Genomic DNA, 16,240 nt, shown 5'->3' with positions numbered 1-16,240 from the left:
ATGACTCTCACCCAGCAGGACATCGATCAGGAGATCGCGGCCGAGCGCGCCGCGTACCGGAAGCGGGTCGCCGACGGCGCCCCCGTCGAGCACCACCCGCGCAGGGACTACGCGCCCTACCGCTCGTCGGTGCTCCGCCACCCCACGCGGCCGCTGGTCGCCATCGACACCGCCCAGGACCCCGAGCTTGTCGAACTGCACTCCCCCGCCTTCGGGGAGCGCGACATCACCGGGATCGACAACGACCTCACGCGGCATCACCGGGGCGAGCCGGTCGGCGAGCGCATCACCGTCTCGGGCCGCCTGCTGGACCGTGACGGACGGCCGGTGCGCGGCCAGCTCGTGGAGATCTGGCAGGCCAACTCGGCCGGACGGTACGCCCACCAGCGTGAGCAGCACGACGCGCCGCTCGACCCCAACTTCACGGGCTTCGGCCGCACCCTCACCGACGCCGAGGGCCGGTACCACTTCACCACCGTCCAGCCCGGCCCCTACCCGTGGCGCAACCACGTCAACGCCTGGCGTCCGGCGCACATCCACTTCTCGGTGTTCGGCGCGGCGTTCACACAGCGGCTGGTGACGCAGATGTACTTCCCGAACGACCCGCTCTTCCCGTACGACCCGATCCTGCAGTCCGTGACGGACGACGCGGCGCGGCAGCGGCTGGTCGCCACCTACGACCACGGCCTGTCGGTGCCCGAGTTCTCCCTCGGCTACCACTGGGACATCGTGCTGGACGGCCCCGCCGCCACCTGGACCGAGGAAGGACGCTGACCGCAGCGATGACGAAGACCGACACCGGCAGCCCGGAGAACGTGCTGCCCACCCCGTCCCACACGGTCGGCCCCTTCTACGGGTACGCGCTGCCCTTCCGCGGCGGCGAGGACATCGCCCCGCTCGGGCACCCCGACACGGTCACCGTCCACGGCTACGTCCTCGACGGCGAGGGCAGGCCGTTGCCCGACGCGCTCGTCGAGCTCTGGGGGCCGCGCCCGGACGGCACCGTCCCCCAGGTGGACGGCTCCATCCGGCGGGACCCGGCGACCGGCGGCTACCTCGGCCGCAACGGCGTGGAGTTCACCGGCTGGGGGCGCATCCAGACCGACGCGGACGGCCACTGGTACGCGCGGACGCTGCGGCCCGGCGCGCGCGGGGACAGCGCGCCTTACCTGAGCGTGTGCGTCTTCGCGCGCGGCCTGCTCGTGCACCTGTTCACCCGGATCTACCTGCCCGGCGACGAGGCGGCGCTGGCCGCCGACCCGCTGCTCGCCCGGGTGGGCGACCGGCGCGGCACGCTGATCGCCGGGGACGAGGGCGACGGCGCCTACCGTTTCGACATCCGCCTCCAGGGCGAGGACGAGACGGTCTTCCTGGAGTTCCGGTGACTCCCCCACCCCGTGGGCGGGAGGTGCTCCCGGAGGACGGTGACACCGGCCTGCTCGCCCCCGGGTGGGCCGGTACGGCGGCCGCCGCGACGACGGGCGACACGGCCTACCTGCGCGCCCTGCTCGACGCCGAGGCCGCCCTGACCCGCGCCCAGGCCGCGCTCGCTCTCGCGCCGGCCGCGGCCGGCGCCGCGGTGACGGAGGCGGCCGGCTCCGGCCGCTTCGACGTCCGCTCACTCGCCGAGCGGGCCCGCGGCGGCGGCAACCCGGTCATCCCGCTGGTCGCCGACCTGACGAAGGCGGTGGGCGAGGAACACGGCCCGTACGTGCACCGGGGCGCCACCAGCCAGGACATCATGGACACGGCGACGATGCTGGTCGCCGTGCGCACCCTGGACCCGGTCCTCGACGACCTCGGCCGGACCGAGCGGGCGCTCGCCCGCCTCGCCGCCGGCCACCGGGACACGCCGATGCCCGGACGGACCCTCACCCAGCACGCGGTGCCCACGACGTTCGGGCTGAAGGCGGCCGGCTGGCGCTCGCTGCTCCTCGACGCCCGCGACCGCGTGCGCCGGGTCCGGGATTCGCTCCCCGTCCAGCTGGGGGGCGCCGCCGGAACCCTGGCGGCCTTCCGCGTGTACGGCGCCGCCGACGCGGACGCCCTCGTCCGGGCCTACTCCCGCGAACTCGGCCTGGCCGCACCGGCGTTGCCCTGGCACACGCTGCGCACCCCGGTCGCCGACCTGGCCGGCTGCCTGGCCTTCACGGCGGGGGCGCTCGGCAAGCTCGCGGTGGACGTACTGACGTTGTCGCGCACGGAGACCGGCGAGGTGACCGAGGGCAGCGGTGGCGGCTCGTCGGCCATGCCGCACAAGGCGAACCCGGTGCGCTCGACGCTCGTCGCGGCCGCCGCCCGGCGCGCCCCGCAGCTCGCGGCCACCCTGTACGGCTCGCTCGCCGCCGAGGACGAGCGGCCGGCCGGTGCCTGGCACGCCGAATGGGAGCCGCTGCGCGACCTGCTCCGGCTGGTGGGCGGCGCCGCCTCGCACGCGGCCGGGCTGGCCGAGGAACTGCGGGTGCGCCCCGACGCGATGCGCCGGAACCTCGGCGTCACCCGGGGGCTGATCGTCTCCGAACGGCTCTCCGCCGCCCTGGCCCCCGTGCTCGGCCGGGCCCGGGCGAAACAACTGCTCACCGAACTGGCCCGCCGCGCGCACGACGAGGACCGTCCGCTGCGTGAACTTCTCGCGGAGCAAGCCGAGCTGAAGGAGGTCGACCTGGACGACCTCACCGACGCCACCCGCTACACCGGCTTCGCCGGTGCCCTCACCGACCGTGCTCTGGAGCGTCGTTGACCGTGCAACTCCTCAACCACCTGGACGAAGGACCGGCGTCCGCTCCCCCGTTGCTGCTCGGTCCGTCGCTCGGCACCTCGTACGCCCTGTGGGACGCGGTCGCGCCCGAGCTGGCCGGCGCCCACCGGGTGGTCCGCTGGGACCTGCCGGGCCACGGCGGTTCGGCGGCGGACCTGATCGGGCCGGGTGCCACCGTCGGGGACCTCGCCGCCCTGGTACTGTCACTCGCCGACGCGCTCGGCGTCGAACGGTTCGCGTACGCGGGAGTGTCGCTGGGCGGAGCGGTCGGCCTGCATCTGGCCGCGCACCACCCCGAGCGGCTCTCCTCCCTCGCGGTCATCTGCTCCTCCGCCCACTTCGGCGGCGCCACCCCGTGGCGGGAGCGGGCCGAACGGGTGCGCCGGGAGGGCCTGGCGTGGCTGGTGGAGAGCGCCGACGCACGCTGGTTCACGCCCGGCTTCACCGTTCCCCGGCTGGTCCGGGACCACGGGGAGGCCGACCCCGGGGGTTACGCCGCCTGCTGCGACGCGCTGGCCGCCTTCGACCTGCGCGAGCGGCTCGGCGGGATCACCGTGCCGACGCTGCTCGTCGCGGGCCGGGAGGACCCCGCGACACCTCCGGCGCATCTGCGGGAGATCGCGGACGCGGTGCCCGGCGCCACGCTCCTGGAGCTGCCGGGCGCCTCCCATCTGGCGCCCGCACAGGTCCCGAAGGCCGTCGTGGCCGCCCTGCGCACCCAGCTCGACGGGCCTCCGGCGAGCGGGATGGCGGTGCGCCGCGAAGTGCTGGGCGATGCGCACGTGGACCGCGCCCAGGCCCGGCAGACCCCGTTCACCGCACGGTTCCAGGACTTCATCTCCCGCTACGCCTGGGGGGAGATCTGGACCGATCCGACGCTGTCCCGCCGCGAACGCAGCATGATCACGCTGACCGCGCTGGTCGCGCACGGCCACTACGAGGAGCTGGCCATGCACGTCCGGGCGGCCCGGCGCAACGGGCTGACGCCCGAGGAGATCGGCGCGGTGCTGCTGCAGACCGCCGTGTACTGCGGGGTACCGGCGGCCAACTCGGCGTTCGCCACGGCCCAGCGGGTGCTGGCCGAGGAGGAGACCCCCTGACGCTCGCGACGCTGCCGGCCGAGGAGGGCCCCCCTGACGCTCGCGGGCCGGTACCGGCCGAGGAGGAGACTCCCGGCCGGCACCGGGCCTCAGCGCAGTCCGCGCCCCGTCTCCAGCACCTCCCGTGCCTGCGCCGCCAGACCGTCCGCCCCGCAGGAACGCGCCAGGGTCAGGCCCCGGTCGAGTTCCGCGACCGAGCGGGTCGCGATGCCGTACTCGACCCGGGCCACCGCGTGCTCGTACTGGCAGGGCGAGGCCTCCAGGTAGGCGACGGCCTGGGCGGCGAGGCGCACCGCGCGCTGGCCGGTCTCCAGGACGGCGGCCAGCCGCAGGGCCTCGCCGATGGCGGTGTCGGTGCCGAACCGCTCGGCCTGCCGGCGGGCGTCCGCGGTGAGCCGGGCGGCGCGCGCCGGGTCCTGCACGGCGAGGGCCCTGGCGAGGTCGAGGGACCATGGGGCGAGGACGGGGTTGTGGCCGCCGCGGGAGGCGGCGGTCTTCTCGGCGGCCTCCAGTTCGTTGATGCCGTCCTCGGTGCGACCGACGGCGAGCAGCAGCCGGCCGCGCACGGAGCGGATGTCGGGCAGCACGATGGTGGACGGATAGGGCGGGGCGAAGCCGTACCGCCCGGCGATCGACCAGGCCTCCTCGACGTCGCCGCGGGCCAGCAGGGTGTCGACCAGCCCACAGGTCGCGGACCAGTACAGCGGCAGGCCGCGGCCGACGCGCTCGGCGAGCGCCAGTGCCTCGCGCAGCGCGGTCTCCGCGTCGCGCAGCCGGCCCTGCCGGCGGTAGGCGAGGCCGAGGAAGGCGTTGGCCAGGGAGAGATGGCCGCCGCGCCAGCCCGCGCCGGTGTAGGCGCGCAGGGCCTCGGCGAAGAGGCTCTCGGCGCGGTCGAGCCGGTCGGCGTAGGCGTACGCGCTGCCGAGCATCATCAGCAGTTCGATGCCCCACTCGCCGTCGGTCCAGCCGAGCCCGGGTGCCAGGCGGCCGTTGACCAGGGCGCGGTCGCAGGACGCGACGACGTCCTCGGCGCTCTCGCCGTGGGTCATGGCGTCGAAGCCGCGCAGGATCAGCAGGGCGCGCTCGGAGTTGTCCCGGCCGGTGCAGGTGGCGGCCAGTTCGGCCAGGCGCCGGGACCGTTCCTGGGAGACGGTCTCGCCGTGGATGCCCTCCCACATGAACTGCACGGCCTGGAGCCGCATCCGGACCGGGGGCGCCGCGTGCCGGGCGGTCTCGGCCTCGACCGTACGGACGGCCTCCTCCAGCTGGTCGTTGTGCAGCAACGCCTGGGAGAGCCGGACGACGGCGTCGACCCGCTGCTCGTCGTCGAGACCGGGCATGGCGAGGGCGCTGCGCAGGTGCTCGACGGTGACGGCGGGCGCGGTCAGCAGGGTGGCCCGCCCCAGTTCGTAGAGCACGTGGGCGTGGACCTCGGGGCGCGGCGGCTCCCGCAGGGCGCGTTCCAGGCAGCGGCGGGCCGCGTCCGGCGCCCCGACGGCCAGGTGCTCGCGGGCCGCCTCGCGAAGCTGCTCGACGAGTTCCTCGTCGTCGTCCGGGTGCACCTTCAGCAGATGCCGGGAGGCCTCCGCGGCACCGTGTCCGGTCTCGGTGAGGATCTGCGCGGCGACGCCGTGCATGGCGGTGCACACACCGGCCGGGATGGAGTCGTACACGGCGGTGGCGATCAGCGGGTGCACGAACTCCAGCTCGCCGTCCACGGACTCGGTGCCGGCCGAGGTGTCGGGCTCGGTGAGGATACGGGCGTGACCCAGCAGTTCGGCGCAGCTCCGGGCGGTTTCGGTGCTCATACCGGCGAGGCGGGCGACGAGGTCGACGGAGATGCCGGTGCCGAGGATGGCGGCCGCCCAGGCGAACCGGGTGGCCTCGATGCCGAGCCCCTTGAGCCGGTCGACGAGGCCGCCGCCGCGGGCGGACCGGTTCAGGGCGCGCAGTTCACCGGCCCGGGCCTCTACCGGCTGGACCTCGCTGTCCCGCACCTTGGCGAGGAGTTCGACGGTGTCGTAGGGGTTGCCGCCGGTGACGGCCCAGACCTCGCGGCAGAACGGGTCGTCGGCGTGCCGGCCGACGGTGGCGCGGGTGAGGCCGGCGGTGGCGTCCGGGGTGAGGGCGCTGAGGTTGACGGGGCGAGCCGCGGCGGCGGCCACCGCGTCGAGGTGCCGGGCGCTGTCACCGGTCACCTCGCCGGGACGGCGGGCGACCACGACCAGCACGGACAGGTCGTCCAGGCGTTCGGTGAACGCGGAGAGCCAGCGCAGGGTCTCCTGGTCGGCCCAGTGCGCGTCGTCGACGAGCAGGACCAGCGGCCACTCGCGGCGGGCGAGCCGGCGCACGGCGGCGACGAGTCCGTCGCACACGTACTGCGGGTCGGCGGTGGCCTCCTGGGGGTCCACTATGCCGAGGGCCGGTCCCGCTATGTCGTACCAGTCGCCGAGGTACTCCCGGGCCTCGCCGGGCAGCAGGGAGACCAGCGCGGGCTGCAGCAACTGCCGGACCACGTTGAACGGCACGGACCTCAGGGTCTCACCGCCCCGGGCGGACCACACGGTGCAGCCGCGGCGTTCGGCCATGCGGCGGGTCTCGTTCAGCAGCGCGGTCTTGCCGAGACCGGCCTCCCCCCGGAAGACGAGCAGACTGCCCGCTGACGACCGGTCGGCGCACAGAGCGTCGAGCGCCCGTGTGACCGTGGCGATCTCCGTGTCCCGTTCCCACAGGGGAGCCGAGCCGGTCGCCGACGGCCGTCCCTCCGTCATCCCGTTACCTCCCCGGGTCGCCCGAATGACGTACAGACCCCGAGCGTAGCCGTCCGGTGGGATGTGTGGTGACCGGTCGGGACACGTGTTGCCCCGCCGGGTGAAGAAAGTCGCGGGCCGGCGACGCGCCCCCTGTCCGACCAGCCGGTGTTCAGCGGACGGACCGTCAACAGGACTGGGAATGAAGCAGCTTTCCGAAGTGCCCGGCGATCACGGGGCTCCCGGGTCGCGTGACGGCGCGGCGCGCCGGGTGCCGGTGGTGCGGGCGGTGGCGGCGGGGTCGGTGGGCAATCTCGTCGAGTGGTACGAGTTCGGTGTCTACGGCTCCCTGGCCACCGTGCTCGCCGAGCGGTTCTTCACTCCGGCGGGCGGGAGCGCGACCGAGGGGCTGGTGCGGACGTACGCCTCCTTCGCGCTGGCGTTCTTCTTCCGGCCGCTCGGCGCCGCTCTCTTCGGCCGGCTGGGCGACCGGATGGGGCGGCGGCCGGTGCTGATCGGGGTGATCACCCTGATGACGGCCGCCACGACGCTGATCGGCGTGCTGCCGACGTACGCGACGGCGGGCGCCCTGGCACCCTGGCTGCTCACATTCCTGAGGGCCGTTCAGGGCCTGTCGGCGGGCGGCGAGTTCGGCGGCGCCGTGACCGTGCTGACGGAGCACGCCCCGCCGGGCCGGCGTGGACTGCATGGCGCGTGGCAGTCGTTCACCGTGGCGCTGGGCCTGCTGGCGGGCACGTCGGTGGCGGCGGCCACGGCCTCGCTGCTCACCGGGGCCCAGCTCGCCGCCTGGGGCTGGCGGTTGCCGTTCCTGCTGTCCCTGCCGCTGGGGCTGCTCGCGCTGTGGCTGCGGACCGGTCTCGAGGAGACGCCGGAGTTCCGGGAGCGGGGCCGCGCGCCCGCCGGGCCGGGCGGCGGCGCCCGGGCGGTGGCCCGGACGGTGCTGCTGGGCGCCGGGCAGATCATGGGCTGGGCGGCGGCCGGATACACGTTCCTCGTCGTCCTGCCGTCGTACCTCCAGTCGGCGCTGCACACGGACGTCCGGCAGGCGCTGGTGGCCACCGTGCCGGCGAGCGCCGGGTTCGCCGCCACGATCCTGCCGGCGGGACTGCTCAGCGACCGGATCGGGCGGCGGCCGGTGGTGCTGACGGGGGCGGTGCTGGTCGTCGTCATGGCGGTGCCCCTGTTCGATCTGCTTCAGGATCCCGGCACCTCCGCCGTGGCCCGGGGCGCCGCCGTCGCCGCCGCGGGCGCGGTGGTGGGCCTGATGGCCGGGCCGGGACCCGCGCTGCTGGCCGAGCAGTTCCCGGCCCGGGTGCGCTGGACCGGTCTGGGGCTCGCCCACTCCTTGTCCAACGCGGTGTTCTCCGGCTGCGCGGGGCTGATCATCACGGAGGCGGTGCGGCGCACCGGGAATCCGGACGTGCCCGCCTACTACGCGGCGGCGGCCTGCGCGCTCAGCACGCCGGCGCTGCTCAGGCGGCCCTCGGGAAAGGCGGGTTGACAGGTGCGGGTGATCGGGCTGATGTCGGGGACGTCGTACGACGCCGTGGACGCGGCGGCGGCGGATCTGCGCCTGGACGGCGACACGCTGGTGCTGGAGCCGCTGGGGATGGTGAGCGCGCCGTACGACGGTGAACTGCGTGCCGCCCTCGCGGCGGCGCTGCCGCCGGCCGCCGTCCCGCTCGCCGAGGTGTGCCGGCTGGACACCCGGATCGGGCAGGCGTTCGCCGCGGCTGCCGTCCGCGCCGACCGTGAACTGTGCGCCGGCCGCGGCGAGCTGGTGGCCTCGCACGGGCAGACCGTGCACCACTGGGTGGACGGGGGCCGGGTGCACGGCACGCTCCAGCTCGGGCAGCCCGCGTGGATCGCCGAGGCGACCGGGCTGCCGGTGGTCGCCGACTTCCGTGCCCGGGACGTGGCCGCCGGCGGTCAGGGCGCGCCCCTGGTGAGCCTGGTCGACCTGCTGTGGCTGCGGGGCAGGCCGGGCAGGCCCGTGGCGCTGAACATCGGCGGCATCGCCAACCTGACCGCGCCCGACGGCACGGCGTTCGACACCGGGCCGGGCTGCGCGCTGCTCGACGCGGCGGCCCGGCACTTCAGCGGCGGACGGCTGGCCTGCGACACCGACGGTGCGCTGGCCGCGCGGGGCCGGCCGGACGGGGCGCTGCTGGACCGGCTGCTGGCCGAGCCGTACTACGCGCTCGAACCGCCCAAGACGACCGGCAAGGAGCTGTTCCACGCCGGGTATCTGCGGTCGGCCGGGGTGGAAGCGCTGGCCGCCGAGGACGCGCTCGCCACGCTCACCTGGCTGACGGCCCGGACGGTCGCGGACGCGGTGCGGCGCGTGGGGGCCGGTGAGGTGGTGGCCTCGGGCGGGGGCACCCGCAATCCGGTGCTCATGTCCGCGCTGCGGGACCGGCTTCCGGGGGTCTCGGTGCGCGGCTCCGACGAGCTGGGCCTGCCCGCCCCCGCGAAGGAGGCGTACGCCTTCGCCGTGCTCGGCTTCCTCACCGCACACGGCCTGGCCGGCACCGATCCGCGCAGCACCGGCGCCCACCACCCGAGCGTGCTCGGCTCGGTGACACCGGGTCGGGACGGCCTGCGGCTGCCGCCGCCGGCGGTGCGCGGGCCGGTGCGGCTGGTGGTGGCCCGGTGACGGTGGCCGGGCCGCCGGCGGGGGTGATGGAGGAAATCTCCGGAGAAATGTCCTGGTGCGCGAAGTTGGCGGCAGATCCTCTCATCCCGCTTTCACCGATGCCTCATACGGTGGGGGCATGACGCAGGTGACTCCTCCCGGGTGGTACCCCGACCCCGGGCAGACGAATGACGGTCCGCCCACCGAGCGCTGGTGGGACGGCAAGGCCTGGACGGACCAGACCCGCCCCGCCGGAACGGCCGCCGCGTGGGGTCCCCCGGCGCAGCAGCCGGCCGGTGGCGCGCAGCCGGCTCCCCCGGCGTACCAGCCGTACGGCGTGCAGCCGGGGTATCCGGCGTACTCGGCGTATCCGGCCCAGCCCCCGGCCGCGGCCCGGCGCGGGCTGCGCACGGGCATAGCCGTGGGGGCCGCCGCCGCGGTACTGGTGTGCATCGGGGTCGGGGTGTACGCCCTCGCCAAGGACGACGGCGGCAGCGGCCCGGAGCGCGCGGGTTCCCGGCAGGGGCAGGACGGCCGGCCCGGCGGCCAGGAAGGACCCGGCGGCGGGCCTGGCGGTTTCGGCGGTGACGGCGGGTCCGGCGAGTCGCCCGCACCGCGGGGCTCCGAGGCGCCGAAGGTCCAGGGCGGCGGCACGGTGCCCGATCCGGTGAACGGCATCAGCCTGCCGGTGCCGAAGGGCTGGACCGGGGAGTCGATCGGTTTCGGCGCCCAGGTGACCTCCGGCGACTCCTACAAATGCCCCGGCAACAGCGCCCAGACCTGCACCGCGGGCGGCGCCTACACCGGGCCCGCCCGCACCCTCAAGACGAAGGGCGACACCGCCGAGGAGGTCGCCAAGGCGGACATCGCGGCCAACGCCAAGCAGTCCTACGGCGGCACCACCTACGGCAGCATCACGTCGCACGAGGTGCTGGCGGCCAAGGCGGTGACGGTGGCCGGGCAGAAGGGCTACGCGGTGCGCTGGAAGGCGGTCACCAGCAAGGGCGCCGACGGCTACGTCGAGTCGGTGGCCTTCCCCTCGCCCAACGACGCCGAGCAGATGGTCGTGGTGCGCTTCGGCGTCGACGTCGGCCAGGACGTGGCGGTCATCGACGAGATCCTCAAGGGCATCAAGGTCTCGTCGGGCGGCGGGAGCGGCCAGGACGTCTGAGTCCGTCCGGGCGAAGAAGTCGGCCGGGTGGGGCGCCCCTCCGCTCAAGGGGAACCCCACCCGGCCGGGGGGTGCGCGCCGCCCCCGTCCCCACGGTGCGGCGCAGGCAGGTCACCGTTCAGTCATCCCGTGAACGGCGGCCTGGGTCTGGTGTCAGTCCGAGCGCGGGCAGCACGGTGGCCTCCACGAAGCGGACGAGGTAGTCGGCGTCGGCGTACTGGCCGCTCAGCACCGGCCGGACGCGCAGGACGCCGAACATCATGGCCGGGACGTACTCCAGCGCGGGATGGTCCGCGGGCACCTCGCCGCGCGCCACGCCCCGCGCCAGCATCTCCTGCAGCGCGGCGATCTCCGGCAGGACCAGGGCCTCGCGCAGCGCCTGCGCCAGTTCGTGGTCGGCCGTGACCGCGTGGCCCAGCGCCTGCATCAGCCGAGTGTCCTTGTTGGACCAGTCACCCGCGGCCCGCGCGGCCAGGCGCAGGTCCTCGGCGAGCGAACCGGTGTCGATGCCGGCGAAGCGCACCTTGCGATTGGCCCGCAGCGCGGCCGCGACGAACTGGGGTTTGGTCTTCCACTGCCGGTAGAGCGTGGACTTGCTGCACCGGGTGCTGTGGGCGACACCCTCCATGGTCACGGAGTCGTAGCCGCACTCGCGGATCTGCTCCAGCACGGCGTCGAAGAACTCCCGCTCACGCTCGGGCGTGATCTTGGAGCGGCGCGAGGCGGCGACCGTGTCCGGTCCGTCTTCGGCCTGCGACGTCATGCGTTGCCTCTCCTCACTCCGTTCCGGGTCGTGCCCGGGTCTCCAGTGTGTCGTACCTCAATCGATACGCCAGTGTACCGGTACTTCAGCGTATCGGTACACTAGCGTATCGGTACGGGGACGTATCGATGAGTTCCGGGCCCGGAAACGCGGGGGCCCGGCCCGCACCACCACCCGCACGACCGTCAGCGAAGGGGCCGGGGGATGAATGCCCGAACCGAGCCTGCAGCAGCGGAGCCGGACGCGACAGCGACCGCGCGCCCGCCGCTCCTGCGCGAGCTCCTGCTCGTCGCGGGACTCTTCCTCGTCTACAAGCTCGGGCGTCAGCTGGCCGTCGGTCACACGGCGGACGCCTTCCACAACGCCCACCGCGTCTGGGACCTCGAGCGGGCCGTGCGCCTGCCCGACGAGACCTCCGTGCAGTCCGCACTGCTGCACGGCGACCTCCTCGTCCGTCTGGCGAACACCTACTACGCGACCGTGCACTTCCCGGCCACGCTGGCCTTCCTGGTCTGGCTGTACGTCAGGCGCCCGGCGCACTACGTCTGGGCCCGGCGGGTGCTGGCGGCGGTGACCGCGGCCGCCCTGGTGCTGCCGTTCACGTTCCCGCTGGCCCCGCCGCGGATGCTGACCGGCACCGGCCTGCTGGACACCGCCCGGTCCTACGGCCCCTCGGTGTACGGGCCGCCGGCCCGCGACCACCTGTCCAACCAGTTCGCGGCGATGCCCTCGCTGCACTTCGGCTGGGCGCTGATGGTGGCGCTGGGCCTGATGGCGGCCACCCGCTCCCGCCTGCGCGCGCTGTGGCTGCTGCATCCGCTGGTCACCCTGCTGGTGATCGTGGGCACGGCCAACCACTACTGGGTGGACGCGCTGGCGGCGGCCGTCATGCTGGGCGCCGCGCTCGCGGTCTTCCGCGCGCCGCGGCACACGTCCGGTACGGCCGGGGGCGTCCCGCGGCTGCCCGCCCAGCGCGGGCCGGTCCTGGCGGGAGCCGCCCGATGAGCGCCGCCACCCTGCTCGCCCTCGGCCTGTCCCTGATCTCCGCCGTCGCCTACGCGGCGGCCGCCGTGGCCCAGGAACGCCTCGCCTCCCGGAGCCTCGGCACGGGCCTGGTGCGGCTGCTCGGCGCCGGCGCGTGGTGGTCGGCGGTCGGCCTGAACGCGGGCGCCGCTCTGCTGCACGTGGTCGCCCTCAAGTACGGGCCGCTCACGGTCGTCCAGCCGCTCGGGGCACTCACCCTGGTCGCGGCCGTGCCGCTCGGGGCGCGGGCCGCCGGGCGGCGGGTCAGCGCGGTGGAGTGGCGGGGTACGGCGCTCACACTGCTGGGGCTCGCGGCGGTGCTGGTCACGGCCTCGGGACCGGCGCCCGAACGGATACTGAGCCTGCCCGAGGCACTGGTGGTCGCCGGTACCACCGCCACGCTGATCGGCCTGCTGTCCCGGCCCGGTGCCCGGCCGGGTCTGCGGCACGCGACCGCCTCGGGTTTCGCCTCGGGGGTCGCCTCGGCCCTCACCCAGACCGTGACGGTGGCGGCCACGGACCACTCCGGCTCCGGCCCGGGACTCGAGGTGATCGTGGTCGCCGTCCTCGTCGCCGCGTTCTCCACCGGCGGACTGTTGCTGTCCCAGACGGCCTACCGCGGCGGCCTCGGCGCCCCGCTGGCCATGGTCACCCTGGCCAATCCGGTGGCCGCCGCGGTCATCGGCCTGACCCTGCTCGGGCAGGGCCTGCGGGGCGGTGCCGGCGGGGTGCTGCTCGCGCTGGCCGGGGCCGGTGCCGCCGCCTGGGGCGTGCTCCTGCTGGCCCGGGCGACACCCGCACCCGACGGGCACGGCGGACCCGACGGGCACGACGACGAGCACCCGGTCGCGGCGGTCCTGGCCCTGGAGCCGGGCACGGCGGCGGCGGAACCGGCCCTGGTGCCCCGGCAGCCGGAGCAGCCGGGACATCTCACCGCGCTCTGAACCGCAAACGGCGGCGGCCGGTGCCCGCGGATCTTCCGCGCGCACCGGCCGCCGCCGTACGTCCCTCGGACCGTGGCCCGGCGGGGCCGGTCAGCCCCAGCCCCGCGAGTCCTGCTTGAGGGCGGTGTCGACGGTCAGGGCCGTCGCCACGACGAGGCTCAGCAGCGGCTCGGGCAGCTGGTAGTGGATCTGCAGGACGTAGTTGTCCGCGGTCGTGAACAGCGTCTTGGCGAGGCCTTCCCAGGTCTTGGTGATCCGGGCGACCTCGTTGTCCGCGTGGTCGACGATGGCGAAGTTCCATGCCCGCCAGTTCTCCGCCTTGATCGCGCCGACCTGCTGGCCGTTCGCGTTCATCGCGAAGTTGATCTTCCCGATCATGTTCTTCTGGACGATCTCGCCGACCGGCGAGCCGTCCGGGCGCGTCACGATGACCCGGGACTTGAAGATCTTCGCGGGCCGGGTCAGCACGAGCTGCGGCTGGCCGTAGGCGTCGCGGATCTCCAGCTTGTGCGTCATGAACTGGTCGAGGCTGGAGACGAAGCGCAGGATCTTCTTCAGCGCGCTCTGGCCGACCTCGGTGACCGCGCCGAGCTCACGGCCACTCTGATCCATGACCTTGTACTCGTTGGTGAGCTCGATCAGCTTGGCCTTCTGGTTCACCACCAGGACCGGCTCGGTGAAGAGAGTGCCGCCGCCGGGACCGCCGGCCGCGACGCCCGCCTGCTTCTGGACCTGACGCTGCACCTTGGCGTCACCGGTCTGCTGCTGCGGGATGTGGGCGACCGGCTGCTGGGGAGCGGCCGGCGGAGCCTGGCCGGCGCCCTGCTGCGCCGGGTTGGTGTGCTCGGTCCACTGGGTGCCGTCCCAGTAGCGCAGCGTCTGGGCCGCCCCGTGCGGATCGGGGTACCAGCCTGCAGGAGTGTTCGATTGCGTTGTCACCGGGGCACACTACCCTGATGTGACCGGTACCTGACCAGTCCGCCCGGAGCGGTGTTCATCGCCCGTTCACTCCGTGATGATGGCAGGGTCGCTGACGCCGGGCCGCCCGTTCTCCACATGACCGGCGAAGCCGCGCAGGAACGCCGGGTCGGCGTCCGTCGTGACCGTGAGGTCGTACCAGCGCCGGCTGGACGCGAGCCGGACGGTCCGCCGCACGGTGGCCCCGGCCCGCACCGTCACCGTGACCGGGTCGCCGCCGTAGCCGTTGACGAGCTTCAGCCGTGCCGTGCCGGAGCCCCGGTTGGTGAAGGCGAGTTCCACGTCGTCACCGGTGTGCCGGGCCGTGACCTCCGGTCCGGCCGTGCCGTTGCGGCCCCTGAACAGGCGCAGGAAGCCGTTCGGGCCGTGCACGGCCAGGTCGTAGGAGCCGCCCGAGTACGCCGAGTTCCAGGTGTCGGAGAGGGTCTTGCCGGCCTCGGTGGTGTACGTCCAGGGGCCGTCGCCGCGGTTGCCCGAGGTGACGAGGAACGCTGCTCCCGCGTGCGCGCCGGAGGCGAAGGCGAGGGTGAACGTCCCGGCCTTCGTGTCCGCCGAACCGTCCACCACCGGGGCGTACTTCAGCGGACGGGTGGGGCGGCTGCCGCGCTCCTGACCGGGCAGCGCGGGGGTGACGGGCGGGGTGGGCACGTAGTCGGGGTGCCGGTCGTGGTCCGGCGGCCGGTAGCCGGCCGTGGACGGCAGCGCCACCGGCGCGGTGTCCTTGCGGGAGAAGTCGAAGGCGGTGGTCAGGTCACCGCATATGGCCCGGCGCCACGGCGAGATGTTCGGCTCCTGGACGCCGAAGCGGGTCTCGATGAACCGGATGATCGAGGTGTGGTCGAGGGTCTCGGAGCAGACGTAACCGCCCTTGCTCCAGGGGGAGACGACCAGCATCGGCACCCGCTGGCCGAGTCCGTAGGGGCCCGCGGCGTGGCTGCCGTCGCCCTTGAACAGGTCGGGCCCGGGGTCCGCCGTCGACCGGCCCCGGTCGGCGGAGGCCGGCGGAAAGGGCGGGATCACGTGGTCGAAGAAGCCGTCGTTCTCGTCGTAGGTGATGAACAGCGCCGTCTTCGACCACACCTCCGGGTCGGAGGTCAGCGCGTCCAGCACCTGGGAGACGTACCAGGCGCCGTAGTTGGCGGGCCAGTTGGGGTGCTCGGTGAAGGCCTCGGGGGCGACGACCCAGGAGACCTGCGGCAGCTTCCCGGAGGTGACGTCGGCGCGAAGCCGGTCGAAGAAGCCCTCCCCCTTGCGCGCGTCGGTGCCGGTACGGGCCTTGTCGTACAGCGGACTGCCCGGCTCGGCGGTCCGGTACTGGTTGAAGTAGAGCAGCGAGTTGTCGCCGTAGTTGCCGCGGTAGGCGTCGTCGATCCAGCCCCAGCCGCCGGGGGCGTCCAGCCCGTCGCCGACGTCCTGGTAGATCCGCCAGGAGACCCCGGCCCGCTCGAGGCGCTCGGGGTACGTCGTCCAGCCGTAGCCCGCCTCCTCGTTGCCGAGGACCGGGCCGCCGCCCTTGCCGTCGTTGCCGGTGTACCCCGTCCACATGTAGTAGCGGTTGGGGTCGGTGGAGCCGATGAACGAGCAGTGGTAGGCGTCGCAGACGGTGAAGGCGTCGGCCAGCGCGTAGTGGAAGGGGATGTCGTCGCGCGTCAGGTACGCCATCGTCGTCGGGGACTTGGCGGGCACCCACATGTCGTACCTGCCGCCGGCGAACGCGGTGTGGCCGTCGTTCCAGCCGTGCGGGAGGTCCTGGATGAAGGCGAGGCCCAGGTCGTCGGCGTCGGGGTGGAAGGGGAGGATGTCCTTCGTGCCGTCGGACTGCTTCCAGACGGACCTGCCGTTCTGGGTGACCGGGCGGGGGTCGCCGAAGCCCCGGACACCTCTGAGCTTGCCGAAGTAGTGGTCGAACGAGCGGTTCTCCTGCATCAGGACGACGATGTGTTCGACGTCCTGGACCGAACCCGTGCGGTGGTGGGCGGGCAGTGCCGCCGCCCGCTGGATGCTGCCGGACAGCGCGGTGAACGCCGTCGAGGCGCCCGCGAGTTGCAGGAAGCGGCGCCTGTTGACTTCGGACATGGGTGAACGTCCTCTCATCCT

13 protein-coding genes are annotated in these 16,240 nt (G+C 74.2%); 9 read left to right on the top strand and 4 right to left on the bottom strand.

What is annotated here, in order from left to right; genetic code table 11:
- Genes pcaH through pcaDC form a run of 4 tightly spaced genes read left to right on the top strand, consistent with a single transcriptional unit; the run spans position 1 to position 3,858 of the window.
- On the top strand, positions 1 to 774 hold the full coding sequence (gene pcaH, locus ACZ6B1_RS01400; RefSeq protein ID WP_468773870.1) for a protocatechuate 3,4-dioxygenase subunit beta: 774 nt from the start codon (positions 1 to 3) through the stop codon (positions 772 to 774).
- A gap of 8 nt (positions 775 to 782) precedes the next feature.
- Entirely contained in the window at positions 783 to 1,385 is a 603-nt protein-coding gene (gene pcaG, locus ACZ6B1_RS01395) for a protocatechuate 3,4-dioxygenase subunit alpha (protein ID WP_468773868.1), read from the top strand.
- Positions 1,382 to 2,740: a 3-carboxy-cis,cis-muconate cycloisomerase gene (pcaB, locus tag ACZ6B1_RS01390; RefSeq protein WP_468773866.1), complete on the top strand. Its 1,359-nt coding sequence runs from the start codon at positions 1,382 to 1,384 to the stop codon at positions 2,738 to 2,740. The genes pcaG and pcaB overlap by 4 nt, the downstream gene beginning before the upstream one ends.
- The gene (gene pcaDC, locus ACZ6B1_RS01385; protein ID WP_468773865.1) at positions 2,737 to 3,858 is read left to right on the top strand and encodes a bifunctional 3-oxoadipate enol-lactonase/4-carboxymuconolactone decarboxylase PcaDC; all 1,122 of its coding nucleotides are present in this window, start codon (positions 2,737 to 2,739) and stop codon (positions 3,856 to 3,858) included. The genes pcaB and pcaDC overlap by 4 nt, the downstream gene beginning before the upstream one ends.
- Before the next feature lie 89 nt (positions 3,859 to 3,947).
- Here pcaDC and ACZ6B1_RS01380 read toward each other — a convergent pair whose 3' ends face one another.
- Positions 3,948 to 6,629 carry an ATP-binding protein gene (locus tag ACZ6B1_RS01380; protein ID WP_468773863.1) on the bottom strand — a complete coding sequence of 894 codons (2,682 nt, stop codon included), beginning with the start codon at positions 6,627 to 6,629 and terminating at the stop codon, positions 3,948 to 3,950.
- Positions 6,630 to 6,810: 181 nt separating this feature from the next.
- Between ACZ6B1_RS01380 and ACZ6B1_RS01375 the strand changes: the two genes are divergently transcribed.
- From ACZ6B1_RS01375 to ACZ6B1_RS01365, 3 genes are all read left to right on the top strand, one after another.
- A complete protein-coding gene (locus tag ACZ6B1_RS01375) occupies positions 6,811 to 8,130 on the top strand; it encodes an MFS transporter (protein ID WP_468773862.1) in 1,320 nt (439 codons plus the stop codon).
- Between the two features lie 3 nt (positions 8,131 to 8,133).
- Complete coding sequence (locus tag ACZ6B1_RS01370) at positions 8,134 to 9,285, top strand: anhydro-N-acetylmuramic acid kinase (RefSeq protein WP_468773860.1); 1,152 nt, start codon at positions 8,134 to 8,136, stop codon at positions 9,283 to 9,285.
- 118 nt (positions 9,286 to 9,403) lie between these two features.
- On the top strand, positions 9,404 to 10,435 hold the full coding sequence (locus ACZ6B1_RS01365) for a DUF2510 domain-containing protein (RefSeq protein WP_468773858.1): 1,032 nt from the start codon (positions 9,404 to 9,406) through the stop codon (positions 10,433 to 10,435).
- Positions 10,436 to 10,553: 118 nt separating this feature from the next.
- On the opposite strand, the gene ACZ6B1_RS01360 is transcribed toward ACZ6B1_RS01365, so the two are convergent.
- Positions 10,554 to 11,198 (bottom strand): TetR/AcrR family transcriptional regulator, encoded by a 645-nt coding sequence (locus tag ACZ6B1_RS01360; protein WP_468773856.1) that lies wholly within the window; start codon positions 11,196 to 11,198, stop codon positions 10,554 to 10,556.
- 204 nt (positions 11,199 to 11,402) lie between these two features.
- Here ACZ6B1_RS01360 and ACZ6B1_RS01355 point away from each other — a divergent pair, with 204 nt between their 5' ends.
- Together ACZ6B1_RS01355 and ACZ6B1_RS01350 are read left to right on the top strand one after the other, a co-directional pair.
- Complete coding sequence (locus ACZ6B1_RS01355) at positions 11,403 to 12,203, top strand: phosphatase PAP2 family protein (protein WP_468773855.1); 801 nt, start codon at positions 11,403 to 11,405, stop codon at positions 12,201 to 12,203.
- Positions 12,200 to 13,165, top strand: coding sequence for a DMT family protein (locus tag ACZ6B1_RS01350; protein ID WP_468773853.1), 966 nt, complete (start codon positions 12,200 to 12,202; stop codon positions 13,163 to 13,165). The genes ACZ6B1_RS01355 and ACZ6B1_RS01350 overlap by 4 nt, the downstream gene beginning before the upstream one ends.
- Positions 13,166 to 13,255: 90 nt before the next feature.
- Here ACZ6B1_RS01350 and ACZ6B1_RS01345 read toward each other — a convergent pair whose 3' ends face one another.
- Together ACZ6B1_RS01345 and ACZ6B1_RS01340 are read right to left on the bottom strand one after the other, a co-directional pair.
- Positions 13,256 to 14,104, bottom strand: a complete 849-nt coding sequence (locus ACZ6B1_RS01345; protein ID WP_468773851.1) for an LURP-one-related family protein — start codon at positions 14,102 to 14,104, stop codon at positions 13,256 to 13,258.
- A 66-nt stretch (positions 14,105 to 14,170) separates the two neighbouring features.
- Positions 14,171 to 16,219 carry a phosphocholine-specific phospholipase C gene (locus tag ACZ6B1_RS01340; protein WP_468773850.1) on the bottom strand — a complete coding sequence of 683 codons (2,049 nt, stop codon included), beginning with the start codon at positions 16,217 to 16,219 and terminating at the stop codon, positions 14,171 to 14,173.
- Between the last annotated feature and the right edge of the window lie 21 nt (positions 16,220 to 16,240).

This window comes from Streptomyces sp. NPDC041129, from assembly GCF_055592265.1.
Note: the sequence above shows the minus strand (reverse complement) of the source record. Positions and strands in the feature narration are given on the sequence as shown.

What these genes read in the sequence shown, in the direction of transcription:
- ACZ6B1_RS01355 (WP_468773855.1), top strand. Translation starts at nt 11,403, where the DNA reads ATGAATGCCCGAACCGAGCCTGCAGCAGCGGAGCCGGACGCGACAGCG.
- ACZ6B1_RS01340 (WP_468773850.1), bottom strand. Translation starts at nt 16,219, where the DNA reads ATGTCCGAAGTCAACAGGCGCCGCTTCCTGCAACTCGCGGGCGCCTCG.
- ACZ6B1_RS01365 (WP_468773858.1), top strand. Translation starts at nt 9,404, where the DNA reads ATGACGCAGGTGACTCCTCCCGGGTGGTACCCCGACCCCGGGCAGACG.
- pcaG (WP_468773868.1), top strand. Translation starts at nt 783, where the DNA reads ATGACGAAGACCGACACCGGCAGCCCGGAGAACGTGCTGCCCACCCCG.
- ACZ6B1_RS01350 (WP_468773853.1), top strand. Translation starts at nt 12,200, where the DNA reads ATGAGCGCCGCCACCCTGCTCGCCCTCGGCCTGTCCCTGATCTCCGCC.
- pcaH (WP_468773870.1), top strand. Translation starts at nt 1, where the DNA reads ATGACTCTCACCCAGCAGGACATCGATCAGGAGATCGCGGCCGAGCGC.
- ACZ6B1_RS01380 (WP_468773863.1), bottom strand. Translation starts at nt 6,629, where the DNA reads ATGACGGAGGGACGGCCGTCGGCGACCGGCTCGGCTCCCCTGTGGGAA.
- ACZ6B1_RS01360 (WP_468773856.1), bottom strand. Translation starts at nt 11,198, where the DNA reads ATGACGTCGCAGGCCGAAGACGGACCGGACACGGTCGCCGCCTCGCGC.
- ACZ6B1_RS01375 (WP_468773862.1), top strand. Translation starts at nt 6,811, where the DNA reads ATGAAGCAGCTTTCCGAAGTGCCCGGCGATCACGGGGCTCCCGGGTCG.